The following is a 23,231-nucleotide window of genomic DNA, read 5'->3' on the forward strand; positions in this document are numbered from 1 at the left end:
GGCGAGTTCGTGTCCGACCGCATGCTGCGGTTCTGGGAGGACTGGGGGCCTCGACCTTCGGCCGCGACGGGATCGGCCATGCCCGGATCATCGCGGACATGAGCTGGGCCAAGCCACTCGTCGACGGTCCCGGCTGCGAGTCACGCTGACCATGCCCGTTCCCTTCGGCTGACCGGCGGTCAGCCGCGGTCGCCCGCCACCAGGGCGGCACCGATGGCGACCAGCCAGGAGTCCTTGGCCAACGCGATGCCGTCCTGGGTGGGGAAGGGCGTCCCGGGCCTGCGCATCCCGGGGGTCCGCGCGTACAGGCCGAGCAGGCCGGCTCCGAACCCGACGAGCCCGGCGCCGGCCACCCGGGCCGGCACCACCGGGATGAGCAACGCGGCCCCGACCAGCATCTCGCCCACCGCCAGCGCCCGGGTGAAGGTGCCCGGCCGGACGCTGCCCAGAAACGGGTAGGTGCTGGTGGCGAACCCGTGCAACTGCTTCGCCGTGTCCTCGTCGGGGTCCCATTTGTGACGGCCCGAGTCCAGGATGTAGGTACCCGCGGTCAGCCGCAACGGCAGCTGCCAGGCGAGGTCGCGCCTGTTCATGAGGACTCCTTCGGGTCGCGCTCGGGTGGTGGGTGATGACGGTGGCAAAGCCGCGCCTGCGGCGATTCGGTCTCGCGGACCCAACCCCGCGAGGGGGGCTCGTCCCGACGGGTCGACCGGGTAGGTCACGTCCGCAGGACGGTGCGGTGCCGGGACCGGCCCGGCGGGGTGAACCGAGTCCGTGGGTTCGCCCCGAGGGGACCAGGCCGCAGGGGCTGATCGGGGCCACGGTGGCGGTGGCCGACTGCGGAGACGCGTCCGGCCGACCGGAGCAGAGTAGGGTCCCCGGCAGGGGGCCCGAACGGCCGAATCCACGCCCCGCGGCGGGTCGAGGAGCCACCATGGAGGATCGACGGCAGGCGGTCGCGTTCCGAGCCCGGATGTCGAACGTCTCGAGCATGTTCGCGCTGGCGATGGTCATGTTCGACCGGGTCGAGGAGCCGGACATCCTCCGGTTGGCGGTCAGCTCGGTCTCCGCGCTGGGGCCCTACCAGGCGCGGGGCTCGTACCTGGTGGACGAGACGGGGATGCACAGCGCCGACGGTGACGCCGCCCTGATCGCCCCCCTGCTCGAGCTGGGCGGGGCGGACGGTGGCGTCGACGTGCCCGGAGCCGTGTGGGGCTGGGCGTTCCCGATGCGGGTGGTCAGCGGACACACCGGCTACCTGGTCGTGTCGGCCGCCGAGGAGCCCTCGACCGACCAACGGTTCCTGCTGACGACGTTGGCCCAGCTGACCGGCGCAGCCCTGGTCAGGGCGGACCTCCACCGCCGGGAGCAGGCCGCCGGCATGGCGCTCGGCGAGCTCAACGCCCGCCTGGCCTCGACCAACGAGCAGCTCCAGGGCGCCGTGGCGGACCTGCAGCAGCGCCAGCGGATCCACGAGATCCTCACCCGGGCGGCGGCCTACGGGGGCGGCGTGTCCGGGATCGCCGATGCCATGCACGACCTCACCGGACTGGCCGTCGTGGTCGAGGACCGCTTCGGCAACCTGCTCGCCTGGGCGGGCCCGGGCCGGCCGCGAACCTACCCGCGCACGCAGCCGCGGGCCCGCGCCGATCTGCTGGCCACGGTCCGCCGCAGCGGACGGGCCCTGCGCCACCGCGATCGGATCGTCGCGGTCGCCCAGCCCCGCGACGAGGTGCTCGGTGTGCTCAGCGTGGTCGATCCCCGGCAACTGGCGGGGGAGCGGGACGTGTTCGCGCTGGAGCACGGGGCCGTGGTGCTGGCCATGGAGCTGTCTCACCAGCGGGCGCTGGCCGAGGCCGACCTGCGGCTGCGCCGCGATCTCGTCGACGACCTGCTCGACGGCGTGGACGACGACAGCGCCTGGTCGCGGGCGGCGGCCATCGGGCACGACCTGCACCGGCCACACCAGGTGGTGGTCGCGCGGTGGAGCCCGGTCGGCGACGAGGAACTGGTCGACGTCCTGCGCCGGGCCGGGACCCGGGTCCTGGGCGAGCCCCTGCTGAGCACCCGCCGCCGGGACGCCGCCGTGCTGGTGGTGCCGCAGCCGGACCCCGTGGACGGAGGCCCGCCCTGGGGCGAGCTGCACCATGCGGTGGTGTCGTTGCTGCGGTCGGCGAACGGGTCGATCGGCGTGGGCAGGCCGAGCCCGGAACCGTCCGGACTCCCGCGGTCCTACTCGGAGGCCGTGCGGGCACTCGAGGTCCGGAGGGCGGCGGTGGGGGCCGGTGGCGCCACCACCTTCGACGAGCTGGGGATCTACCGGCTCCTCGCGGCCGGTTCGGACGACGGCGAGGTGCGCGAGTTCGTCCGGGAGTGGATCGGTCCGCTCATCGACTACGACACGGCGAACCGATCCGATCTCGTCGCCACGCTGTGGCAGTACTACGAGTGCGGCGGCAACTACGACGCCACCGCACGCGCACTGACCATCCATCGCAGCACGCTCCGGTACCGGCTGCGCCGGATCCGCGACCTGTCCGGGCACGACCTGGGCGCCGTCGAGAGCCGGTTGAACCTGCACGTGGCGTCCCGGGCCTGGCGGGTCCTGGGCGGCGGATCGGGTGCGGTCCGGGCCCGTGCCGGGCCACCGGGGGCCGCTCCGGGCCGCTGACCTGCCGTCGGTCGGGCCGAGGGAGGTCGGTTCCGGGGCTTCGGGCGACTCGATCGATGGGCCTGACGTGCGCACCCCGCGACGCGTGTTTCGGCCGGGCAGGTGGACGTGTCGGGGTCGGGTGGCCACCACCATGGTCATCGCATCCCCGAGAACCCACGACAGAACGGACGACGCCATGACCATCGCGTTCGAATCGGTGTCCCCTGAATCGATGTCCTCTCCGGACACTCGGCGGGTCGTCCACGCCGAGCCGGGGCTGGTCGTGCACATCCGGATCGACGACGCGTGGGTCGCGAGCATCGAGATCTCGACGGAGGACGCCCCCGCCTCCGCCGGCCCGCAGCGCCCCGCCCCGATCACGCGCGACCGGTGTGCGGGGCTCACGCAGGACATCGATCCGATGCGTTCGTTGCTCACCGTCGCACGCATGGTGCGCGGAGTCGTCGCCGGCGTGGCACTGCGGGCGGACGGCGGCCACCGCGCCCTCCCGGGCTATCCGGCCCACGTGCTGCTGGGCGCCCGCTCACCCGTCCTGGCCGCCGCCCACGACCGCACCGGCGACGGGAAGGTCTGCTCGTCGTTCCTCTGGCCGGTGGGCGCCTTCCACGCCCCCGCCGGGCACGTGCGGGTCACCGTCCTGGTGGCCCCCGAGGAGGCGCCGTCGGGGCTGACCGCTCTCGCCCTGCTGTCACCGGTGACCGAGCTCCACGGCTTGACGCCGCGGGAGCTGGAGGTGCTGGGCCTCCTGGTCGAGGGATGCTCCAACCGGGAGATCGCCAGGACGCTGGTGGTCGCCCCGCGGACCGTGGCGGCTCATCTGGAGCACGTCCTGGAGAAGCTCCGAGTACCCACGAGGACGCTCGCGGCGGTCCGCGCGGAACGAGACGGACTCTACGTCCCGTCCCCCAGCCGCCGGAACGCGTGAGCGCGCCACGCGCGGAGCTCAGCGACCGCGTGCTGCGGTGCGGGCCTTCCCCGGTCGGTCGGCCGCGCCCAGGTCGACGGCCATGTCGGCGGTCGTGCGGAGCAGCTCGTCCTGCAACCGCTCGAGGACGGCCGGGTCGGCCAACCTCGCCGGGAGCGCGATGGCGACGACCAGTGGGAGGGAGTCGTCCGCCCCGAAGACGGGTGCGGCGATCGACGCGAGACCGGGGATGAGGCCGCCGGAGGTGAGGGCGACGCCACGGTCGCGCACCTCGGCCCGCACCCGAGCGATCTCCTCCCTGATCCGACCGGTCACCGGTTCGGGGGCGAGCTGCGCCTCCAGCGCCGGACCGGTGACCGTGTCGGGCAGGTGGGCCAGGTAGACCCGCCCCACCGACGACGAGAGCAGGGGCATGGTCGCGCCGAGCCGCACGGTGATGGGCAGCGGGTGGGCGCCGTAGTCCCAACGGACGAGCACCGGGCCGTGGTCGCCCCAGACCGCCAGGTTCACGGCGTGGGTGGTGCGGTCTCGCAGTCCGGGGGTGTGCTCGGAGGCCAGCCCCACCTCGTCCATCCGACGCAGGGACTCGATGCCGAGCCTGCGCATGGCCGGCCCGAGGTCGTAGAGCCCCGAGCGGTGGGACTGGGCGACCAGCCCCACCCGCCCCAGGCTGACGAGATACCGGTGGGCCTTGCTGGGCGTCATGCCTGCCGCGGCGGCGACCTGCGTCAGGCTCAGGGGACCGAGGCCCTCCTCGAGGGCCTGCAGCACCAGCATGGCCAGCTCGACGGATTGGATGCCCTGCCGAGCGGCCGCGACCTCGCCGCCCGGCTCGGGCTCGAGTTCCTCCGGCACGCCCACGGCGAGATCATAGCGAGCGGGCACTGCTCGGATCCTCCTCGGCGGGATCGGCCGCAGCCGCCACCGAGGCCGGATCGACGCCTTCGCGTGGCTGCGCCGCCCGGATCGCGGGGACGACCGCGGCGAGTGCGGCCCCCACCACGCCGGGGATCGCGAAGAGGTAGAAGCTCCACTGCACGGTCAGCGACGAGGACAGGATCGCCGCGCCCATCGCGGGCCCCACGATCGCGCCGAGCCTGCCGACCGACAGCGCCCAGCCGATCGCCGGGCCCCGGAGGTGGTCGGGGTAGCGGGTCACGATGAAGGCGTTGGTCAGGACCTGGGAGCCGATGAACCCCAGCCCGCTGACGAACATGGCCAGGAAGAGCACGCCCAGGGCCGGTCGCACGCTCATGACCAGCAGGCCGACCGAGCCGACGAGGAAGGCGGCCACGACGACGGGCTTGATCCCCACCCTGTCGGCGACGTGCCCGCCGACCACCATGCCGACCCCGGCGCCCACCCACATCGCGGCGGTCTGCAGCAGCGACGAGCCGAGGGTGTAGCCGGCCGTCTGCATGATCGTCGGCAGCCAGGTGCTGATGCCGAAGACCAGGAGCAGGCCGCAGAAGGAGACCACCCAGAACAGCAGCGTGGCCACCCGGACGCCCGGTGCGAACAGCGAGCGCAGCCCGAACAGGTCACCGCCTGCGGGCTGTGCCGCTCCGGCCGCGGAGGGGGTCACCGGGCTCTCGGGGAGCCGTCGCCACGCGAGGGGCAGCAGCACCACGGCAGGCACCACGCCGATCACGTAGAGCCAGCGCCAGGACGTCTCCGGCAGGAGAGCGGCCCCCAGCAGCGGGGCGAGGAGCGCGCCGGTGGCGTAGCCGGCCATCATGATGCCGACGTTGCGGCTGCGCCGCTCGGGTGCGGACAGATCGGCCACGTAGGCGGTCACCGTGGGCAGCACGACGCCCAGCCCGACGCCGACGACGAGCCGGGCGACGCCGAACACGGTGAAGGAACCGACCAGGGCGCACGCCAACATCCCCAGGGAGAACAGCGCCGCCCCGGCGAACAGCATCCGCCGGCTGCCGAGTCGGCGGATGAACGCCGCCGACAGCGCGGCGCCGACGAGCATGCCCACGGCGACGAGAGAGCCCACGGTTCCCGCCGAGCCCTTGTCGGCGTTCATGCCCGGGTCGTGGAGGAGGGAGGGGACGGTCACGCCGTAGACGGCGAGGTCGAAGCCCTCCAGGGCGGCGAACAGGGCGGCGAGGACCAGGACGGTCCGACCGGCCAGGACGGGTGGCGCAGCGCTGCGCGTGGTCATGGAACTCCTGCTTTCCGTATCGGTGGTGCGGGAAGGGACCTGGACGTCAGGGAGTGGTCGGGCGCGGGAGCGCGCCGTCTCGGGTGTCCGCGGGCGCGAGCACGAAGTCGTACGGCGAGCGCCACAGCGTGTCGGCGTCCTCCAGCCGCTCGAACGGAGCGATCAGGGACTCCTTCACCCCGAAGACCGCGTCCGACCCGAGGTAGGCGTCCTCGCCGACGAACGTGTGCGTGACGAGCTTCTCGTACCCCGGCGCGGTCACGAGGAAGTGCATGTGGGCGGGGCGGTAGGGGTGGCGGCCCAGGTGACCCAGCATCCGGCCCACCGGCCCGTCGTCGGGGATCGGGTACGGCGTCGGCTTGATCCCGCGGAAGCGGTAGCGGCCGTCGGCGCCGGTCAGGAAGCGGCCGCGGTTGTTCCACCGGGGTTGGACGTCCGGCTGCTGGACGTCGTAGAAGCCGTCCGCGTTGTCCGACCAGACGTCGATGCAGGCGCCCTCGACCGGGCGGCCGTCCAGGTCGCGCACCGTGCCCTCGAAGAGGCACGGCTCTCCCTTCCCGTCCAGGCAGATGTCGGCGCCCAGGGGGCGCACCGGTGCCCCCTCGACGTGGAACGGGCCGAAGACCGTGCTCGGGGTGGCGCTCGGCGGACGACGGTGGCTGATCGCGTCGACGAGCATGGAGACGCCCAGGACGTCCGACAACAGGATGAACTCCTGGCGCTCCGCGGAACAGATCTGACCCGCCCTGGTCAGGAAGTCGATCGCGACCTCCCATTCGGCCTGGGTCAGCTGCACGTCCTTGACGAAGGCGTGCAGATGCTCGACGAGGCTCGTGGTGATCTCGGCGAGCCGACGGTCGGCGCGAGGACCGATCCGGGCGTTCACCACCTCGGCCGAGGCGTCCTCGGTGAAGTAGGAGCTCATGCGAGCCTCCCCTCGTCGTCGGTGCGGGCAGGCGGGTCGCCCTTCCAGGCGCGCTGCAGCAGCTCACGCAGGGCGGGTCGTTCCACCGGGCGGGGCGACCAGTAGGGATCGGCGGTGGCGAGGTCGGCCACACGGTCCAGCTCGTCCTCCGTCACGCCGAGCTGGGCCAGGCTCAGCGGCGCTCGGAGGAGCGTCGCGAAGTCGTGGAGCCCCTGGCCCGCGTTGCCGCCGAACAGCTCGGCGACGGGCGTGAGGGCCTCCGGGACCGTCTCCTCGACGAAGGCCACGGTGTGCGGCAGGAGGATCGCGTGCGTCTCGGCGTGCGGGAGGTCGAGCGCGCCGCCGAGGGTGTGGCAGAGCTTGTGGTGGATCGACATCCCCACGCCCCCCAGGACGGTCCCGCAGAGCCAGGCGCCGTAGAGCGCCCGGTCTCGGCCGGACGGGTCGGCGGGGTCGCGGACGAGGGCCGGCAGCGCCTCGCGCAGCGCGCGGAGGCCCTCGACCGCCATCAGCGTGAAGATCGGACTGCCGTCACGCGCGTAGACGCCTTCGGCCGCGTGCGCCATCGCGTTCAGGCCGCTGGTCACCGTCAGCGCCACCGGCAGGGTGTCGGTCAGCTCCGGGTCGTAGAGGACGACCTCGGGAAGGATCTCGGGTCCGCGGCGGGTCGTCTTCAAGCCTTTCTCGGTCTCGCCGAGGATGGAGGTCACCTCCGACCCCGCGTAGGTGGTGGGGACGACCACCTGCGGGACCCCGGTGCGCGCGGCGATCGCCTTGCCCAGGCCGGTGGTGGAGCCGCCGCCCACGGCCACGACGCAGTCCGCGCGGCTGTCCGCGAGCGCGTCCAGGGCGCGGCCGGTCACCTCGACGGGGGTGTGCATGGCCGCCCCGTCGAAGAGGCCCGCGCCGAGGCCGCCCAGCCGCTCGGCGACACGTTCCGCGACGGTGCGCTGCTGGGGTGTGCACAGGACGAGCGCGCGCGTGGCACCGAGTGCGCGGACCTCGTCGCCCGCCCGGTGGCGGCTTCCGCGCCCGAAGACGACCCGGGCGGGGCCGCTCGTGTGGGTGAAGGGGCGCACCCTGATCACCCGTCGAGCTTGAACAGCCGGCGGGCGTTGGTCCGCCCGATCTTGACCCGGTCGACCTCGGCGATGGTGGCGCTGTCGAACCAGTTCGCCGCGTGGTCGATGTTCTCGAAGGGCCAGTCGGTCGAGAACATGATGCGGTCCGACCCGAGCTCGAGGACGGCGTCGATGAGCGTCTGGGTGCGGAAGTTCCCGGACGTCGTGATGTGGAAGTTCTCGGTGAAGTAGTCGACGAAGCGCCGCTTCGCCGGATACGTGGGGGGCGCCTCGACCCAGGCGTTGCGGTGGTCGATGCGCCAGAGCATGGCCGGGATGCCCTCGCCCATGTGGCCGAGGACGATCTGCAGCGCAGGGTGCTCGTCGAAGAGCCCGGAGCCCATCAGGCGCAGCGCGTGGACGGCGGTCTCCTGGGCGAAACCCCAGGTCGGACCCAACAGCCACGGGTGGCCGTCGTAGATGCGGGCGTCCTGCGGCAGCGGATTGCGCGGGTGCAGGTAGAAGGGCACGTCCAGCCGTTCGACCTCGGCCCAGAAGGGCCGGTACCCCGGCAGGTCGTAGTAGAGCGGCTCCGTGCCGTCGCCGTGGCCGGTGTCCTGGCTGAAGCCGTTGACCAGGGCGCCGACGAAACCCAGCTCGGTGACGCAGCGGTCGAGTTCGCGCGCCGCGGCCTCGGGGTCCTGCAGCGGCAGCGCGGCGAACGCGCGGAACCGGCCGGGCCGGCGGGCGCACTCCTCCGCCAGTGTGTCGTTGGCCCGACGCGCCACCTCGACGGCGCGGTCCCGGTCGGTGATCGCCTGCACGGCCGGGGCGTTGAGCGACAGGATCATCGTCTCGATGCCGTGCCGGTCCATCAGCTTCAGGCGCGTGTCCTGGATGTCGAGGAGGCGGGACTGCAACTCGTCCCAGTAGTGGCCCGGGACGAAGCCCGCCGAATCCTGCAGCGTGTCCGGGATGGCGAAATGCTCCTCGAGCGCGATCTTGCCATGCATGAGGGTGACTCCTTCGTCGCGTCGGTCAGGGAGGGGCCGGGGCGTGATCCGGTCCGCTCAGGGGCGCCCGAGTGCGCCCAGCAGGTCCTTGGTCAAGGTGGCCAGCTCGTCCGGATCGCGGGCCAGGCCGTAGACGTGGCTGTCGGGTCGCACGATGGCGGCGACGCACCCGGTGTCGGCGAACCACCGGGCGTAGACGCCGCCGGTGTCGGAGATCTCCGCGCCGCCGAACATGCCGGCGAAGCCGAACGCCAGCTGCCGTCCCCCGAGACCGGCGAACGCCTCCTGGTCGTCGGGGGAGACGGCGGAGAACGCGCCGCGCCCGTTCGCGACGATCAGCCACCCCGTGCCGGCGATCTCGTCGAAGAGCGCCGTGCGCTCGGCCGTCGAGACCAGGCCCTGCGGGAAGAGGTCACCGTGGTTGGCGATGAGCCCGCCCTGGAGCGGGGGGTACCGCAACTTGTCCGGGGCCCGGTTGGCCTTGCGCGCGGCGATCATGCGGGCGTCTCGCTCCTTCGCCTGCTCGACGTCCCGCATCGTCTGGACGCGGCCGAGCTCGATCGCCTTCTCCGTGATGAAGCGGACGTGCGGCTCCCGCTCCACCTGATAGGTGTCGAGCAGCTCCTCGGCGTGGCCCGAGAGGACCATGTCCACCTTCCACGCCAGGTTCCGGGCGTCCCGGATCCCCGAGACCATGCCCTGGGCGAGGAAGGGGGGCATCTGGTGGGCGGCGTCCCCGGCGAGCAGGACCCGTCCCCTGCGCCACGTGTCGACGATGCTCGAGCGGAAGGTGTAGTTGGCCACCCGGACCAGGTCGGCGTCCTCCGGCGTGAGGAACGAGGCGACCCGCGGCCAGACGTTCTCCGGCTGCACGGCGTCCTCGCGGCTCACATCGGCGTCGAGCCGGAACGAGAAGCGGTGGTGTTCCGGGCCGATGTTGACGATGGCGATCGGCTCGGCGGGGTCGCAGACCTGCCTGAAGGTGGGCAGGCCCGGGACGTCCCGGCGGAGGCGGAAGTCGCAGACCAGCCAGTTCTCGAAGAACCCGTAGTCGTCGAGGACGCCGTTGAGGTGCTCTCGGACGAAGCCGTTGCCCCCGTCGCAGCCCACCAGGTAGCGGGCGCCGACCCGGTGCGTCGAGCCGTCCGGGTGGCGGGCTTCGACCTGCACCCCGTCGGGGAGGTCGGTCACGGCGGTGACCGTGAGCCCGCGCCGCACGTCCACCGCGGGTGAGGATCGGAGCAGCTCGTCGAGGACCTGTTCCACGTGCGGTTGGTACATCATGTACTGCGCAGGCCAGCCGCAGCGGCCGGGATTGTCGTACTGGATGTCGAGCAGGACGTCGTCCTGTCCGTTCACCCACACGTAGCCGCTCTGGACGTTGGTCCCGGGCAGCATCTTCTCGGCCACGCCGAGCTTCTGGAACGTCCGCATCGTCTCGTCGTCGAAGGCGGCGGCCCGCGGGAGGTTGTAGAGGCCGGGGTAGCGCTCCAGGGCGACCACACTCCGTCCCTGCTGGGCCAGGAGCGCTGCGAGCGTCATGCCTGTCGGGCCGAGGCCGACGATGGCGACATCGAAGTCCATGGGATGCCTTTCCGGACTGCCCGTGGTGAAGAGGGGGATCCGCGCGCCGGTCGCTCGCGGGAGCCCGCCCCGGGTCCACGTGGGCCACGAGGTCGACGCCGAACGAACCGGTCGCGCCGGTCGCACACGGTCGTGGGGCCCGGCGGGATCACCGCCTTCTTCCGCACGAGCACCGTGACGACTGCCACTCGACCGTAGAGTTCCGCACTGGTGAAGTCAATGCATCATCGTGAAATCTGCGGAGCCGGCGCTGGTGGACCCGGGTGTCGAACGGTCGCGTCCGCGCTCCGCCTGAAAACGGCTCGGCTCTTTTCAGACGCCGGACGTCTTAATCGAGACCGACAAGGTCTTTGTGTAGGCGGACGTGCGGTCGTACCGTTGGCGGCCTGACACAGAGTCGTCGACGGGAGGACGCATGGAGATCCGCCAGCTGCGGTACTTCGTCACCGTCGCGCAGACCCGGCACTTCGGGCAGGCCGCCGAACGCCTGCACATGAACCAGTCACCGCTCTCCCAGGCCATCCGCCAGCTCGAGTCGCAGCTCGGCGTCACGCTGTTCACCCGCACCACCCGCCGCGTGGACCTGACCCCGGCCGGTGAGGCGTTCCTGCGGGACGCGCTGCGGATCCTGGACTCCCTGGACGCGGCCCGCGAGCGGGTGCAGGAGGTCGGGGACGGGCGCAGCGGCCTGCTGCGGATCGGGAGCACCGGACTCGCCGCCTACCGCCAGCTGCCCCAGCTCGCCCGGATCGTCGCCCGCGAGGTCCCCGACCTGGTGCTGCGCTACGTGCCGGACCTGCTCACCCCGGCCAGCGAGGCGGCGCTGGCCGAGGACCGGATCGACGTCGCGCTGCTGCGTCCGCCCACGCGGCGGACGGACATCGTCACCCGGCGGATCGCCCGGGAGCGGCTCGTCGCGGCCGTCCCCGAGCAGCACCGCCTGGCCGCGGACGGCCCCGTGGGGCTGCACGAGCTGCGGGACGAGGACTTCGTGGTGTACGGCACCAAGGAGTCCGTGGTCGACGCCGCGGTGACCCAGGCGTGTCTCGCCGCGGGCTTCCTGCCGCGCCGGGCGCACGAGGTCGCGGAGACCTCGGTGATGCTCACGCTGGTCGCCGCCGGTCTGGGGGTCGCACTGCTGCCGGAGTCCGCGCTGGCCCTGCGTGTCGAGGGTGTCCGGTTCGTGTCGGTCGCCGACGACGCGCACGTCGAGCTGGCACTCGCCTGGCGCGCGGACAACGACGATCCCGCCATCCGCGTGCTCCTGTCCGCGCTGGAGGAGAACGGGTTCGTCGCCCCCCTGAACGATCCGCTCGACCCGGCTCCCGTGCTCCCCCTCTCCCTCGGAGGTCTGCAGTGAAGATCGTCGCCGTCGAGGCGATCCCGTTCGCGATCCCCTACCGGACACCGTTGAAGTTCGCCTCCGGCGAGGCGCACACCGCCGACCACGTGCTGGTCCGGGTGCACACCGACGACGGGATCGTCGGGATCGCCGAGGCCCCGCCGCGGCCCTACACCTACGGCGAGACCCAGGAGTCGATCGTCGCGGTGATCGGCGGGATCTTCGCGGGCGAGGCCGTCGGACTCTCGCTGCTCGAACGCGAGGTGCTGCACGCCCGCCTCGACCGCACCGTCGGCAACCCCACGGCCAAGGCCGCGATCGACATGGCCTGCTGGGACGCGCTGGGGAAGACCCTGGACCTGCCGGTGACCCAGCTGCTGGGTGGGTTCACCGACCGGATGCGGGTGTCGCACATGGTCGGTTTCGCCCCGGACGAGGTGATGGTCGCCGAGGCCGAGCGGGTTCGGGACACCTACGGGATCACCACGTTCAAGGTCAAGGTCGGGCGCCGCCCGGTCTCGCTCGACGTCGGTGCCTGCCGTGCCCTGCGCACCGCGCTGGGGCCGGAGGTCGAGCTCTACGTCGACGGCAACCGCGGCTGGACGCCCACGGAGGCGGCCCGGGCGCTGACGCTGATGGAGGACCTCGACCTGACCCTGTCCGAGGAGCTCTGCCCCGCAGACGACGTGCTCGGCCGGCGCTGGCTGACCAGTCGGACGTCGGTGCCCACCGTGGCGGACGAGAGCGCGGCGACGCCCGGGCAGGTCACCCGCGAGCTGCTCGACGGGGCCGCCACGATGATCAGCATCAAGACCGCCCGCACCGGGTTCACGACCTCGCAGCGGATCCTGCACCAGTGCGAGGGACTGGGGGCGGAGATCGTGATGGGCAACCAGATCGACGGTCAGATCGGGACGGCGTGCACCGTGGCCTTCGGTGCTGCGCACCGGCACAGCTCGCGGCGGGCGGGGGAGCTGTCGAACTTCCTCGACATGACCGACGACCTGCTCACCGAGCCGCTGGAGATCCACGGCGGCGAGCTCGCCGTGCGACCCGGACCGGGCCTCGGGATCGCGATCGACCCCGACAAGCTCGCCCGCTACCGCACCGACTGACCACCGACTGACCATCGACTGACCATCGACACCGATTTTCTCGCATCGACGCGTGAGGAGCACAGAATGACCACCACCGAGCACAACCCCACCGCAGTCGGCTCCGGGCAGAACGCCACGGCCTCGTTCGCCCGCAAGGAGCGGCAGGCGGGTCCCGTCGACCACGAGCGGGCCGGGGCGATCATCGGCGACGCGCTCGCCGCCCTGCACGAGGTCGTCCGGCGGCACCAGGTGACCTACGCCGAGTACGACGCCCTGAAGGGCTGGCTGATCGACGTCGGCCGGACCGGCGAGTGGCCGCTGTTCCTGGACGTGTTCCTCGAGCACGTCGTCGAGCAGGTCGCCAACGCGGACCGCAAGGGCGCGGTCGGGACCATCGAGGGCCCCTACTACATCCCCGGCGCCCCGGAGTTCGCCTCCGAGGCGGACGTGCCCCGGCGCGCCGACGAGCCCGGCACGCCGCTGCTGTTCGAGGGCACCGTCACCGACCTGGACGGCAACCCGCTCGACGGCGCGCTGGTCGAGCTCTGGCACGCCGACGACGCCGGCTACTACTCCCAGTTCGCCCCCGGCATCCCCGAGTGGAACCTGCGCGCGCAGATCCGCACCGGCGCGGACGGGCACTACGCGTTCCGCACCATCCAGCCCGCGCCCTACCAGATCCCGACCGACGGGGCCGTGGGTGCGATGATCGCGACCGCCGGATGGCACCCGTGGCGGCCCGCCCACCTGCACCTGAAGGTCACCGCGCCCGGCCGCGCCCCGGTCACGACCCAGCTGTACTTCGCGGGCGGGGAGTACGTGGCGGACGACGTCGCGCAGGCCGTGAAGCCCGAGCTGATCCTCCACCCGACGAAGTCGGACTCGGGCGAGGGCAACCACGTGACCTACGACTTCCCGCTGGACCCGGCCGCGTGAGCGAGCTCTACGCCGTACGCATGGACGTCGCCCTCCCGCCGGACATGGACCCGGTGGCGAAGGCGGAGCTCCTCGCCCGCGAGAAGGCCTACTCGCAGCAGTGGCAGCGCTCCGGGCACTGGCGCAGCATCTGGCGCTGCGTCGGGGAGTACGCCAACCTCTCGATCTTCGAGGTGGAGGGCAACGCCCAGCTCCACGACATCCTCTGGGGGCTGCCGCTGTTCCCCTACATGCGGATGACGATCACCCCGCTGGCGCAGCACCCGTCGGACATCGCGGCGGGCTGAGCCCGACGTCGACGCCGTCCGGCCCCGGCCGGTCGGCGACGACTTTGGCGGCGACTCAGGCGACGATCTCGCTGATCACGGCCGCGACGCGGCCGACCGCGGGGGGTGCTTCGGTCCGATGGGCGAGGACCAGCGGAACCGTCACGGGAGTGCCGGTGAGCGGCACGTAGGAGACGCCGTCGAGGCGTAGTGCCCGGACCGACGCCGGCACGAGGCCGAACCCGAGGCCTGCGGCGACGAAGACGACCAGCGTCCCCGTCTCGCCGACCTCGACGATCTCGGGTTCGAACCCGGCGCCGCGACAGGCGTCGAGCGCGAGCGGCTGCATGACCGAACGACGACCCGCCGGGTGGGTGATCAGGGGCATCCCGGCCAGGTCGCGCAGGGACACCCGGGCGTCCGCGGCCCGCGGGTGCGCGACGGGGAGCACCGCCACGAGCGACTCGTCCCGCAGCGGGCGGACGAGGAGGTCGTCGGGGACGGACGGGCCCGGGCGTGCCACGGCGAGGTCGAGGTCCCCGTCTCGGACCGCGTCGAGCAGGGTGGGGCCGAGCAGCTCCCCGCGCAGGTCCAGCTCGATGTCGGGGAGCTCGGAGCGGATCCGCTGGGCGGCGCGGGGGAGGACGTCGTAGGTCGCGGTGCCGACGAACCCGACGCGCACCCGGCCGGCCTGCCCGGCGGCGAGCAGCCCGAGATCGGCCGTGGTGCGGTCGAGGGTGGCGAGGATCCCCAGCGCGCGGTCCCGGAGCAGCCTGCCGGCCTCGGTGAGGTCCACCCGGCGGGTGGAGCGGTCGAGGAGCCGTGCCCCGGCCTGCTGCTCGAGCCGGGCGAGCTGCTGGGACAAGGCGGGCTGGGCGATGTGCAGGCGGGCGGCGGCCCGGGCGAAGTGGCGTTCCTCGGCGAGGACGACGAACGATCGGAGGAGCCGCGTATCCATGCGTGAAACTTATCAATAATCGTGCAATGAGTATTGGAGTCGATGGATTCCGCTCTCTACCGTGAACAGATGACTTCGCCCTCCTTCCTCTACGCGAGCGCTCGGACCGCTTTCGGCCGGTTCGGCGGCGCGCTCGCGGGCGTGCGGCCGGACGACCTCGCGGCGACCGCCCTGTCCGGGCTGGTGTCCCGGGCGCCGACGCTGGACCCCGCGCGGATCGACGACGTGGTGTGGGGGTGTGCGAACCAGGCGGGCGAGGACAACCGGAACGTCGGGCGCATGGCGGTCCTGCTCGCCGGACTGCCCACCTCGGTGCCCGCCACGACGATCAACCGGCTCTGCGGATCGTCCCTGGACGCGGCGATCCAGGCCTCCCGCGCGATCGAGGTCGGCGACGCGGACGTGGTGGTCGCCGGGGGCGTGGAGTCGATGACGCGGGCACCCTGGGTCCTGCCCAAACCGAGCCGGGCGTTCCCGGCGGGGAACGTCACCGCCGTGTCCACCACGCTGGGCTGGCGGCTGGTCAACGAGCGGATGCCCGCGGAATGGACCGTGTCCCTGGGGGAGTGCAACGAGCAGCTGGCGGACCGGTTCTCGATCAGCCGCCTGCGGCAGGACGAGTTCGCCGCCCGCTCGCACCGGCTCGCCGCGCAGGCGTGGGCGGACGGCTTCTACGACGATCTCGTCGTCCCCGTCGGTGACGCGGACCTCGCGCGCGACGAGAGCATCCGGGACGGCTCGACGCCGGAGAAGCTGGCCGGGCTCACGCCCTCGTTCCGCGAGGCCGGGACCATCACGGCGGGCAACGCGAGCCCGCTCAACGACGGCGCCGCCGCCGTCCTCCTGGGCTCGGAGGCGGCCGCCGAGCGGATCGGGAGCGACCCGCTCGCGCGGATCGCGGGGCGGGGCACCCACGCACTGGACCCGCGCGAGTTCGGGTTCGCGCCCGTCGAGGCCGCCGAACGGGCGCTGGCCCGGGCCGGCATCGGCTGGGGCGAGGTGGCGGCCGTCGAGCTGAACGAGGCCTTCGCCGTGCAGTCGCTGGCCTGCGTGGACGCCTGGAAGATCGACCCGGAGATCGTGAACGTCAAGGGCGGCGCGATCGCCCTGGGGCATCCCCTCGGTGCGTCGGGCGCCCGGATCCTCGGGACGCTGGCGGCCCGGCTCCGCGAGTCGGGCGACCGGTGGGGTGTCGCCGCGATCTGCATCGGGGTCGGGCAGGCACTCGCCGTCGTGCTGGAGAACGTGGGCTGAGCAGGAGCGGCGTGGTCGGGTCCGGGCCCGGCCGGGCTCGCTCTCACGGCGTCGGCGGCGACCTTTGACAGCGGGCTCACCCGTACCTACATTTCGTGGCGGCGGTGGGGCCCGGGCCGCGCTCCCCGAAGGAGTCACTCGATGGAGCGATCGATGATGATCGAGCGACTCTCGGCGGGTGGGGCCGGTGAGTCCAGCGTCCTCGACGGCTTCGAGCTGTGCCGCGCGGCGGAGTTCGACGTCTTCCGGGACAGCCTGAACGGGGTGTTCTATCCCGCGAAGGTCGAGCCCACCGGCGGTGACGGCACGCTGCGGCACTCGCGGCTCAGCGCGACCGAGCTCAGTCACCTGACGTTGGGTTTCGTCCGCTTCGGCACCGAGACCGCACTGGATCCGGGCGCCCTCGGGGCGTACCACGTCAACGTGGCGTTGTCGGGGGCCGTCGAGTCGCTCTGTGGCACGCAGCGCGTCGTGGCGCGGCCCGGTGTGGCGGCGGTGTTCACCCCGCGGGAGCACACGTATCTGCCCCGGTGGGGAGCGGACGCGGGGCAGCTGTGCATCAAGATCGACCGTCGCGCGCTGGAGAGCGAGCTGGAGGCGATGATCGGGCGGCCCGTGTCGTCCTCGGTCCGCTTCGCGCTGGGTTTCGACCTGACCGGTCCCGCGGGTCGGAGTTGGCTCGCCGTGGTGCGGCTGCTGCTGGCGGACCTGGAGACCGAGCGGAGCCTGGGCAGGCGGTTCACGGGGCATCGCGAGCAGCTCGAGCGTCTGGTGATCAGCTCCCTGCTGCGGGCGCAGCCGCACGACTTCCTCGAGGAGCTGCGCGACGATCGTCGACCTGTGCGGTCGCGGACGGTCAAGCGCGTCGTGGACGCCGTCGATGCGGCGCCCGAGCGGCCGTGGACGCTGACGAGTCTGGCCGAGACCGCCGGGGTCGGCGGGCGCCGGTTGCAGCAGGGGTTCCGCGAGCAGATGGGCATGTCACCGATGGTGTACCTGCGCGTCGTGCGGCTCGAGCGCGTCCATCGCGACCTGGCGGCGGGCGTCGGCTCGGTGACCGACGTGGCCTTCCGCTGGGGGTTCACCCACCCCGGTCGGTTCGCCGACGCCTACCGCGAGCGTTTCGGACACGCACCGTCGGAGACGCTGCGCCGCGCCCGCGGCTGAATCCTGTCGTTCGTTCAGGCACGCGGTGTCGTGAAGCGCGGCAGGAGCGCGCGAGCGTTGTCGCACTCGATGGATCGCCGCGTCGCGTCGTCGAGATCGAACTCCGCGAACCGCCGGGTGAAGTAGGCGACGCCGGAGTCCGAGGCGTGCGGCCAGTCGGTGCCGAAGAAGACCTGGTCCGCCCCGAAGAACTCCAGCACCGCCGGGAGGCTCGTCGGGCTGGACGTCTGCGCGGTGTCCACGCGGAACGACGCGAGATCGGCGAGGAAGTCCTCGACGGTGCGGTCCGAGTCGAAGGTCGACGTCATCGCGAGGCGGTGGGCGGCGAAGGGGAGGAAGCCGCCGCCGTGGGACAGGATGAAGGTGATGCCGGGGTGGCGGCGGAGCGCGTCCGCGCGGACCAGGCTGACCGCCGTGCGTGTGGTGTCGAGCAGGAAGTCGGCGATGTAGGGGGGAATGCCGCCGACTGCCGGGCCGGGCAGCGTCGAGGGGTGCACGAACACGACGGCTCGGCGGCGGTCGAGCTCGGCCAGCAGCGGCTCGAACTCGGGGTCGCCGAGGTGCCGGCCGCCGACGTTGGCCAGCAGGATCAGCCCGTCGGCGTGCAGTTCGTCGAAGGCGTACGCGGTCTCCGCGAGAGCCCCCTCGACGTCCGGCAGTGTCACCGAGGCGAAGAAGCCGAACCGGCCGGGGTGCCGCCCGACGAGCTCCGCGGCGTACTCGTTGACCTGGCGGGCCGTTTCCCGGGCTTCCGCGTCGTCGCCGAGGTGCACGCCGGGGGTGGACACCGACACGACGGCGGTCTCCACGCCGTGGGCGTCCATCGCGGCCAGGGCCAGGTCCTCCGACCAGGCCGGCGCCTGCAGACCCCCGGCGGTGAGGCCTCGCTCGTCCAGCCGGGCCTGGTAGCGCGGCGGGATGAGGTGGTTGTGGACGTCGACACGACCGCTCATCAGATGCTCCTCGTCGAGATCGCCACCTCGACGGGGGTGGGTCCCGTCGCGGCCTTCGGGACGGTGCCCGCCCAGGCGTCGTTCAGGATGCGCAGGACGGTGTCGTGGTCGGCCTGGCGCGGGTTGATGGAGGGCCGTGCGAGCACGGCGTCGGCGACCGCCGACAGGTCGGCGCGGTCGACGCCGAGCTCGGCGAGTGAGCGGGGCAGCTCGAGCGTCCGGTTGAGGTCGTGGAGGGCCCGGGCCGGGTCGGCGCCGCCGAGCGCGCGGCTCAGCGCGGCCGCGGCTCGCGGTGCGGCGGCGAGGTTGAAGGCGGCGACGTGGGGCAGCACCACGGTGTGGGTCTCGGCGTGCGGGAGGTCGAGCAGGCCCCCGAGCACGTGGCAGAGCTTGTGGTGCAGGGACATGGTGGTCGCGCCGAGACACGCACCGGCCAGCCAGGCTCCGCGCAGGGCCAGCGCCCGCTCCGGCACGTCGGCGGGAGCACGGACGACCGCGGGGAGCGCGGTGGCGAGGCTGCGCGCCGCCTCCTCGGCCATGAGCGCGACAACCGGCGACACGTCCGGGGCGTAGAGGGCCTCGACGGCGTGAGCGAGGGCGTTGACCCCGCTCGCGGCGGAGGTGTGCGCCGCGAGACCGATGGTCAGCTCGGGGTCGTAGACGACGCTGCGGGGCAGGACCACCGGATCGCGACCGGTGCGTTTGTCGCCGTCCTCGGTCAGGCCCCACACCGGGGTCATCTCCGAGCCGGAGTAGGTGGTCGGCACGCACACGCTGGGCAGGCCACTGTCGCGGGCGATGGCCTTGGCCAGCCCGATCGTCGAACCGCCGCCGATGGCGACGCACCCGTCCGCGTCGAGTCGTCGGGCCTCGGCCGCACCCGCCTCGGCGACGGCGACGGGGACGGGGACGTGCATCCTCGCCCCGGCGAACACACCCACCGCCGCGTCGCCGAGTAGCTCGGCGACGCGTTCGCCCAGCTCGCGGCGACCGGGGGTACACAGCACCAGCACCCGGCGCAACCCGAGCCGTGCCACCTCGTCGCCCAGGTGAGCGAGCCGGCCCGACCCGAACGACACCCGCATGGGGAGGGCGTCGTAGACGAACTCGGTCTGCGCCGCCGCGGCCTCCCGGTCGGTCACCGGCTCTCCTTCTCCTGCAGCTCGATGCCGAACCGGGCGTGGACGAACGGGGGCTCCACGCCGAACTCGGCGGCGAGGGCCGCGTCGTCGCTCTCGACGAAGTCGACGAGCAGCCCCTTCTTCACCGCGAACACGGCATCGGAGTCGATGTAGGCACTGCCCGCGACGAAGGCGTGCGTCGTGACCTCCTCGTACCCGTCGGCGGCCGCGATGAAGTGCACGTGCGCCGGGCGGTAGGGGTGGCGGGAGGTCGCCTGCAGCAGCCGCCCGACCGGGCCGTCGGTCGGGATCGGGTAGTGCGAGGGCACGACGGTGCGGAACCAGAACCCGCCCTGCTCATCGGTGCGGAACAGTCCCCGGCCGTTGCCCGCAGGCTGTACCTGCGGCTGTTGGACGTCGTAGAAGCCGTCCTCGGTGCACTGCCAGACGTCGACCGACGCGTCCGCCAACGGCGTGCCGTCCGTGCCGCGCACCGTGCCGGACACCACGCACACTCGACGTCCGCCCAGCAGGTCGATGGACTCGCCGAGCTCGCGGGCGGGGGACTCGGTCATGTGGAAGGGGCCGAGGACGGTGCTCTCGGTGCCCACGTCCTGGCCGTTGATCGTCTCCACCAGCATGGACACCCCCAGCACGTCGGAGAGGAGGATGAACTCCTGCCGGGTGTCGGTGCAGGCCTTGCCGACCTCGGTGAGGAACTCGATCGCGCTGTTCCATTCCGCGATCGAGGGCGAGGTCTCGCGGACGAAGCCGTGCAGGTGCCGGGTCAGGCTCTGCAGGATCTCGCGCAGTCTCGGATCGGGCGTGGCGTCGAAGCTCGCCTCGACCGCCGCGGTCGCGGTGTCGACAGTGAAGTCCACGTCGCCCTCCTAGGCGCCGACCGCGTCGGCGGCGAAATGCCGGACCTCGGGCGCTCCGTCGAAGAAGTGCGCGACGTGCGCGCCGAACTCCCGGCCCGCGTCGCTGCCCGGGAACACCTCCAGGTGGTCCTCGAGACGCTCCCACGTGACCCGGAGCAGGTAGGCCCCCGAGTGTTCGACGTCCGGGAACAGCGCCGCGTCCCGACAGCCCTGCGCGCCGGTCAGGATCGGCTGCGCCTTGACGAACGCCGCCTCGAAGTCGGCCTCGCGGCCTGTGGCGACGGTGATGTAGGCATGCTCGACGACCATGTCGTTTCCTTCCGTCAGGGTGGGTGCCACGCTAGGAACCGCCCCTCGAGGGCGTGAGCCGGATCACGTGGGGGGTGTACGAGTCGGCCGCCGCGACGATCTGTCGGCCCGGTGACGTCCGACTCGATCCGCGGGGCCGCCGGCGGATGAATCCGTCCCCGGCAGCCACGGCGACCGGGACCGACCCGGGGTCAGACGTCCAGGGTGAGCGGCTCGTCGGTGCCCAGGAGCATGCGCCCGTAGGCCTCCTTGCCGAGCTCCGGCATCACCAGCGCGTGGCGGCCCGCGATCTCCGAGTCGCGCCAGACGCGGCTCAGCACGTTCGCGTCGGCGAACGACGAGGCACCGTTCACGCTCATCAGCTTGTCGATGCCGTCCTTGACCAGCTCGCCGATCATGCCGGTGTCGTTGCGGACGCGGGCCCGGGTGAGCTTGTCGAGCTGGACACCGGCGGCAGCGGCGCCGTCGACGTCCGCGCAGGCGCGCTGCATCAGCAGCTCGGCCTGGTCGAAGCGGGAGACCGCCTCGGCGGTCTGGATCTGGTGCGTGGGGCTGTTCTTGGCGTTGGTGTAGCAGGTGTAGGCGACGTTCTTCGACGGCACGCCGGCGAGCGTCCGCTCCCGGGCATGGCGAGCCAGCCCCACCTGGGCGCCGACGAGGATCAGCGCGGCGACCGGGATGAAGGCCATGTTCGCGTTCTGCTCGTCGCCCTTGTGCGACGTGCGGAAGCGACCCTCGACCATGTCGGTGAAGCGCTGGATGCGGTGGTCGGGCACGAAGTGGTCGTTCACCACGATCGTGTCGCTGCCCGACCCCTTCATCCCGGCGACGAACCAGGTGGGCTCGATCGTCCAGGCCTCGGCCGGGATCAGGGCGAGCGCCCGGGGGTCACCCTCGCCCTCCAGACCGATGCCCAGCGTCGCCCACGTGGCCGCGAACGAGCCCGAGGAGTAGGCCCAACGGCCGCTGACCAGGTAGCCACCCTCGACACGCTCGGACGTCAACGGCGGGGAGAAGATGCCGCACGCCTTCGCGTCCGGCGTGCCGAACACGTCCTCCTGCGCCTCGTCGCTGAAGGTGGTGGAGAACCAGGTGCAGACGTTGAGCAGCGCGACCGCCCACGCGGTCGAACCGTCACCGCGCCCGACCTCGGCGATGCACTCCATCGTGGTGCGCAGGTTCGCCTCGAGGCCGCCCAGCCGAGCCGGGACCAGGAGCCTGAACAGCCCGGCCTGCTCCAAGGCGTCGACGACCTCCGGGACGACCCGCCGCTCCTCGGACGACCGCGCCGCGTGCTCACGGATCACGGGCACCAGCGCGGTGGCGCGGGCGATGATCTCGGCGTCCGGTCCGATGCCGGCGCCGGTCCGGTCCGCCCGGGTCCTGTCCAGGATCTCGGTCATTGAAGTACCTCCGCTCGACGCTGACTGTGAGGCAGGACGCTAGGCCGATTCCGGGAACGGACCATCCGCTTCACGACCGCCCCGGTCCGGTTGGCGAAACGGGCTCAGCAGCAGTGGCGGCCTCTCCAGGCCTCGCGTCCTTCGCGGAGGGCGACGGCGGCGATGACGAGTGCGGCGACGGGGTCGGCCCAGGACCAGCCGAACAGGCTGTGGACGAGGAGCCCGGCGAGCAGGACGGCGGAGAGGTAGGTGCAGAGCAGGGTCTGCTTCGAGTCGGCGACGGCGCTGGTCGATCCGAGCTCGCGCCCCGTTCGACGTTGCGCGGCGGAGAGGAACGGCATGATCAGCAGGGAGAGCGCGGCGAGGACGATGCCGACGGTGGAGTGGTCGGCCTCGACGGCGCCGAACAGGCTGCGGATCGACTCGACGGCGACGTAGGCGGCGAGTGCGAAGAAGGACACCGCGATGACGCGCAGCGCGGTGCGTTCGCGCCGCTGCGGATCGGCGCCGGAGAACTGCCACGCGACGGCGGTCGCCGAGGCGACCTCGATGACCGAGTCGAGGCCGAATCCAATCAGAGCGGCGGACGAGGCGATGTGGCCGGCGCTGATCGCGACGACGGCTTCGACGACGTTGTAGGTGATCGTCGCGGCGACCAGCAGGCGGATCCGCCGGTGGAGGGTGGTGCGCCGTTCGGGGGTCGGCCGGGTGGTCGGGGCCCCGTCTGCGGCCGGTGTGGCGTCGGACGTGGGGCAGCAGGGCTCGGCGCAGGTCGCCGTGGCGCGGTCGGGGCGTGTGTCGTCGCTCATGCGGTGCTCCGGGAGGTGCGCGGGGCGGTCGCGCCGCAATCGCCCTCGTCGAGGCAGGCGGGACCGGCGTCGACGGCCAGGACGACGGCGAGCAGCTCGGTGAGCGCGCGGCCGAGGTGGGGGTCGGCGATCGCGTAGCGGACCTGTCGGCCGTGGTAGGTGGCGGTGACCAGCCCGCAGCCGCGCAGGCAGGCCAGGTGGTTGGACACGTTCGGGCGGGTCAGTCCGAGCTGTTCGGCGAGCTGCCCCGGGAACTCGGCCCCGTCGAGGAGCGCGACGAGGATGCGGCAGCGGGTGGGGTCGGCGAGGGCCTTGCCGACGCGGGCGAGCGCGGCGTCACGGGTCGCACTGGTCAGCATTCGCTGAACTATAAAGCCAGT

Annotated in this window: 23 protein-coding genes; 8 read left to right on the top strand and 15 right to left on the bottom strand. The window is 72.5% G+C overall.

The window, feature by feature from the left end; translation table 11 throughout:
- Positions 1–179: 179 nt before the first annotated feature.
- Positions 180–593, bottom strand: coding sequence for a hypothetical protein (locus L3X23_RS33215; protein WP_237197483.1), 414 nt, complete (start codon positions 591–593; stop codon positions 180–182).
- Positions 594–934: 341 nt separating this feature from the next.
- Between L3X23_RS33215 and L3X23_RS33220 the strand changes: the two genes are divergently transcribed.
- A complete protein-coding gene (locus L3X23_RS33220; RefSeq protein WP_237197485.1) occupies positions 935–2,671 on the top strand; it encodes a CdaR family transcriptional regulator in 1,737 nt (578 codons plus the stop codon).
- 214 nt (positions 2,672–2,885) lie between these two features.
- Entirely contained in the window at positions 2,886–3,599 is a 714-nt protein-coding gene (locus L3X23_RS33225; protein ID WP_237197487.1) for a helix-turn-helix transcriptional regulator, read from the top strand.
- A gap of 18 nt (positions 3,600–3,617) precedes the next feature.
- Here L3X23_RS33225 and L3X23_RS33230 read toward each other — a convergent pair whose 3' ends face one another.
- Genes L3X23_RS33230 through L3X23_RS33255 form a run of 6 tightly spaced genes read right to left on the bottom strand, consistent with a single transcriptional unit; the run spans position 3,618 to position 10,355 of the window.
- Positions 3,618–4,484, bottom strand: a complete 867-nt coding sequence (locus tag L3X23_RS33230; protein ID WP_237197490.1) for an IclR family transcriptional regulator — start codon at positions 4,482–4,484, stop codon at positions 3,618–3,620.
- The gene (locus tag L3X23_RS33235) at positions 4,468–5,772 is read right to left on the bottom strand and encodes an MFS transporter (RefSeq protein WP_237197492.1); all 1,305 of its coding nucleotides are present in this window, start codon (positions 5,770–5,772) and stop codon (positions 4,468–4,470) included. The genes L3X23_RS33230 and L3X23_RS33235 overlap by 17 nt, the downstream gene beginning before the upstream one ends.
- A gap of 46 nt (positions 5,773–5,818) precedes the next feature.
- A complete protein-coding gene (locus L3X23_RS33240) occupies positions 5,819–6,697 on the bottom strand; it encodes an intradiol ring-cleavage dioxygenase (RefSeq protein WP_237197494.1) in 879 nt (292 codons plus the stop codon).
- Positions 6,694–7,785, bottom strand: a complete 1,092-nt coding sequence (locus tag L3X23_RS33245; RefSeq protein ID WP_237197496.1) for a maleylacetate reductase — start codon at positions 7,783–7,785, stop codon at positions 6,694–6,696. The genes L3X23_RS33240 and L3X23_RS33245 overlap by 4 nt, the downstream gene beginning before the upstream one ends.
- Entirely contained in the window at positions 7,782–8,771 is a 990-nt protein-coding gene (gene tsdA / locus L3X23_RS33250) for a gamma-resorcylate decarboxylase (RefSeq protein WP_237197499.1), read from the bottom strand. The genes L3X23_RS33245 and tsdA overlap by 4 nt, the downstream gene beginning before the upstream one ends.
- 57 nt (positions 8,772–8,828) lie before the next feature.
- Positions 8,829–10,355: a bifunctional 3-(3-hydroxy-phenyl)propionate/3-hydroxycinnamic acid hydroxylase gene (locus L3X23_RS33255; protein ID WP_237197501.1), complete on the bottom strand. Its 1,527-nt coding sequence runs from the start codon at positions 10,353–10,355 to the stop codon at positions 8,829–8,831.
- Between the two features lie 415 nt (positions 10,356–10,770).
- Between L3X23_RS33255 and L3X23_RS33260 the strand changes: the two genes are divergently transcribed.
- The 4 genes from L3X23_RS33260 (at position 10,771) to catC (ending at position 14,017) form a co-directional block, all read left to right on the top strand.
- Positions 10,771–11,715, top strand: coding sequence for a LysR substrate-binding domain-containing protein (locus L3X23_RS33260; RefSeq protein ID WP_237197502.1), 945 nt, complete (start codon positions 10,771–10,773; stop codon positions 11,713–11,715).
- Complete coding sequence (locus tag L3X23_RS33265; RefSeq protein WP_237197503.1) at positions 11,712–12,812, top strand: mandelate racemase/muconate lactonizing enzyme family protein; 1,101 nt, start codon at positions 11,712–11,714, stop codon at positions 12,810–12,812. Before L3X23_RS33260 ends, L3X23_RS33265 begins: the two co-directional genes overlap by 4 nt.
- Before the next feature lie 66 nt (positions 12,813–12,878).
- Entirely contained in the window at positions 12,879–13,730 is an 852-nt protein-coding gene (gene catA, locus L3X23_RS33270; RefSeq protein ID WP_237197505.1) for a catechol 1,2-dioxygenase, read from the top strand.
- Positions 13,727–14,017: a muconolactone Delta-isomerase gene (gene catC, locus L3X23_RS33275; RefSeq protein WP_308116975.1), complete on the top strand. Its 291-nt coding sequence runs from the start codon at positions 13,727–13,729 to the stop codon at positions 14,015–14,017. The genes catA and catC overlap by 4 nt, the downstream gene beginning before the upstream one ends.
- Positions 14,018–14,072: 55 nt before the next feature.
- Here catC and L3X23_RS33280 read toward each other — a convergent pair whose 3' ends face one another.
- The gene (locus tag L3X23_RS33280) at positions 14,073–14,954 is read right to left on the bottom strand and encodes a LysR family transcriptional regulator (RefSeq protein ID WP_237197507.1); all 882 of its coding nucleotides are present in this window, start codon (positions 14,952–14,954) and stop codon (positions 14,073–14,075) included.
- Between the two features lie 69 nt (positions 14,955–15,023).
- Between L3X23_RS33280 and L3X23_RS33285 the strand changes: the two genes are divergently transcribed.
- Positions 15,024–16,208 (top strand): thiolase family protein, encoded by a 1,185-nt coding sequence (locus L3X23_RS33285; RefSeq protein ID WP_237197508.1) that lies wholly within the window; start codon positions 15,024–15,026, stop codon positions 16,206–16,208.
- A 141-nt stretch (positions 16,209–16,349) separates the two neighbouring features.
- Positions 16,350–17,375, top strand: coding sequence for an AraC family transcriptional regulator (locus tag L3X23_RS33290; protein ID WP_237197511.1), 1,026 nt, complete (start codon positions 16,350–16,352; stop codon positions 17,373–17,375).
- A 14-nt stretch (positions 17,376–17,389) separates the two neighbouring features.
- Here the strand turns inward: L3X23_RS33290 and L3X23_RS33295 are convergent, their stop codons facing one another.
- The 7 genes from L3X23_RS33295 to L3X23_RS33325 all read right to left on the bottom strand — a co-directional run bounded on the left by L3X23_RS33295 (position 17,390) and on the right by L3X23_RS33325 (position 23,210).
- Positions 17,390–18,328 carry an amidohydrolase family protein gene (locus L3X23_RS33295; RefSeq protein WP_237197513.1) on the bottom strand — a complete coding sequence of 313 codons (939 nt, stop codon included), beginning with the start codon at positions 18,326–18,328 and terminating at the stop codon, positions 17,390–17,392.
- Positions 18,328–19,470, bottom strand: a complete 1,143-nt coding sequence (locus L3X23_RS33300; RefSeq protein WP_237197515.1) for a maleylacetate reductase — start codon at positions 19,468–19,470, stop codon at positions 18,328–18,330. Before L3X23_RS33300 ends, L3X23_RS33295 begins: the two co-directional genes overlap by 1 nt.
- Entirely contained in the window at positions 19,467–20,330 is an 864-nt protein-coding gene (locus L3X23_RS33305) for a dioxygenase (protein WP_237197517.1), read from the bottom strand. The genes L3X23_RS33300 and L3X23_RS33305 overlap by 4 nt, the downstream gene beginning before the upstream one ends.
- Positions 20,331–20,339: 9 nt before the next feature.
- Entirely contained in the window at positions 20,340–20,639 is a 300-nt protein-coding gene (locus L3X23_RS33310; protein WP_237197519.1) for an antibiotic biosynthesis monooxygenase, read from the bottom strand.
- 191 nt (positions 20,640–20,830) lie between these two features.
- A complete protein-coding gene (locus L3X23_RS33315; RefSeq protein WP_237197521.1) occupies positions 20,831–22,042 on the bottom strand; it encodes an acyl-CoA dehydrogenase family protein in 1,212 nt (403 codons plus the stop codon).
- Between the two features lie 104 nt (positions 22,043–22,146).
- On the bottom strand, positions 22,147–22,851 hold the full coding sequence (locus L3X23_RS33320; protein ID WP_237197524.1) for a cation transporter: 705 nt from the start codon (positions 22,849–22,851) through the stop codon (positions 22,147–22,149).
- Positions 22,848–23,210 (bottom strand): helix-turn-helix transcriptional regulator, encoded by a 363-nt coding sequence (locus tag L3X23_RS33325; RefSeq protein ID WP_237197526.1) that lies wholly within the window; start codon positions 23,208–23,210, stop codon positions 22,848–22,850. Before L3X23_RS33325 ends, L3X23_RS33320 begins: the two co-directional genes overlap by 4 nt.
- Between the last annotated feature and the right edge of the window lie 21 nt (positions 23,211–23,231).

Source organism: Pseudonocardia sp. WMMC193, from assembly GCF_021728735.1.
GTDB lineage: Bacteria > Actinomycetota > Actinomycetes > Mycobacteriales > Pseudonocardiaceae > Pseudonocardia > Pseudonocardia oroxyli.

What these genes read in the sequence shown, in the direction of transcription:
- L3X23_RS33215 (WP_237197483.1), bottom strand. Translation starts at nt 593, where the DNA reads ATGAACAGGCGCGACCTCGCCTGGCAGCTGCCGTTGCGGCTGACCGCG.
- L3X23_RS33220 (WP_237197485.1), top strand. Translation starts at nt 935, where the DNA reads ATGGAGGATCGACGGCAGGCGGTCGCGTTCCGAGCCCGGATGTCGAAC.
- L3X23_RS33225 (WP_237197487.1), top strand. Translation starts at nt 2,886, where the DNA reads ATGTCCTCTCCGGACACTCGGCGGGTCGTCCACGCCGAGCCGGGGCTG.
- L3X23_RS33235 (WP_237197492.1), bottom strand. Translation starts at nt 5,772, where the DNA reads ATGACCACGCGCAGCGCTGCGCCACCCGTCCTGGCCGGTCGGACCGTC.
- L3X23_RS33240 (WP_237197494.1), bottom strand. Translation starts at nt 6,697, where the DNA reads ATGAGCTCCTACTTCACCGAGGACGCCTCGGCCGAGGTGGTGAACGCC.
- tsdA (WP_237197499.1), bottom strand. Translation starts at nt 8,771, where the DNA reads ATGCATGGCAAGATCGCGCTCGAGGAGCATTTCGCCATCCCGGACACG.
- L3X23_RS33255 (WP_237197501.1), bottom strand. Translation starts at nt 10,355, where the DNA reads ATGGACTTCGATGTCGCCATCGTCGGCCTCGGCCCGACAGGCATGACG.
- L3X23_RS33260 (WP_237197502.1), top strand. Translation starts at nt 10,771, where the DNA reads ATGGAGATCCGCCAGCTGCGGTACTTCGTCACCGTCGCGCAGACCCGG.
- catA (WP_237197505.1), top strand. Translation starts at nt 12,879, where the DNA reads ATGACCACCACCGAGCACAACCCCACCGCAGTCGGCTCCGGGCAGAAC.
- L3X23_RS33280 (WP_237197507.1), bottom strand. Translation starts at nt 14,954, where the DNA reads ATGGATACGCGGCTCCTCCGATCGTTCGTCGTCCTCGCCGAGGAACGC.
- L3X23_RS33285 (WP_237197508.1), top strand. Translation starts at nt 15,024, where the DNA reads ATGACTTCGCCCTCCTTCCTCTACGCGAGCGCTCGGACCGCTTTCGGC.
- L3X23_RS33290 (WP_237197511.1), top strand. Translation starts at nt 16,350, where the DNA reads ATGGAGCGATCGATGATGATCGAGCGACTCTCGGCGGGTGGGGCCGGT.
- L3X23_RS33295 (WP_237197513.1), bottom strand. Translation starts at nt 18,328, where the DNA reads ATGAGCGGTCGTGTCGACGTCCACAACCACCTCATCCCGCCGCGCTAC.
- L3X23_RS33310 (WP_237197519.1), bottom strand. Translation starts at nt 20,639, where the DNA reads ATGGTCGTCGAGCATGCCTACATCACCGTCGCCACAGGCCGCGAGGCC.
- L3X23_RS33315 (WP_237197521.1), bottom strand. Translation starts at nt 22,042, where the DNA reads ATGACCGAGATCCTGGACAGGACCCGGGCGGACCGGACCGGCGCCGGC.
- L3X23_RS33320 (WP_237197524.1), bottom strand. Translation starts at nt 22,851, where the DNA reads ATGAGCGACGACACACGCCCCGACCGCGCCACGGCGACCTGCGCCGAG.
- L3X23_RS33325 (WP_237197526.1), bottom strand. Translation starts at nt 23,210, where the DNA reads ATGCTGACCAGTGCGACCCGTGACGCCGCGCTCGCCCGCGTCGGCAAG.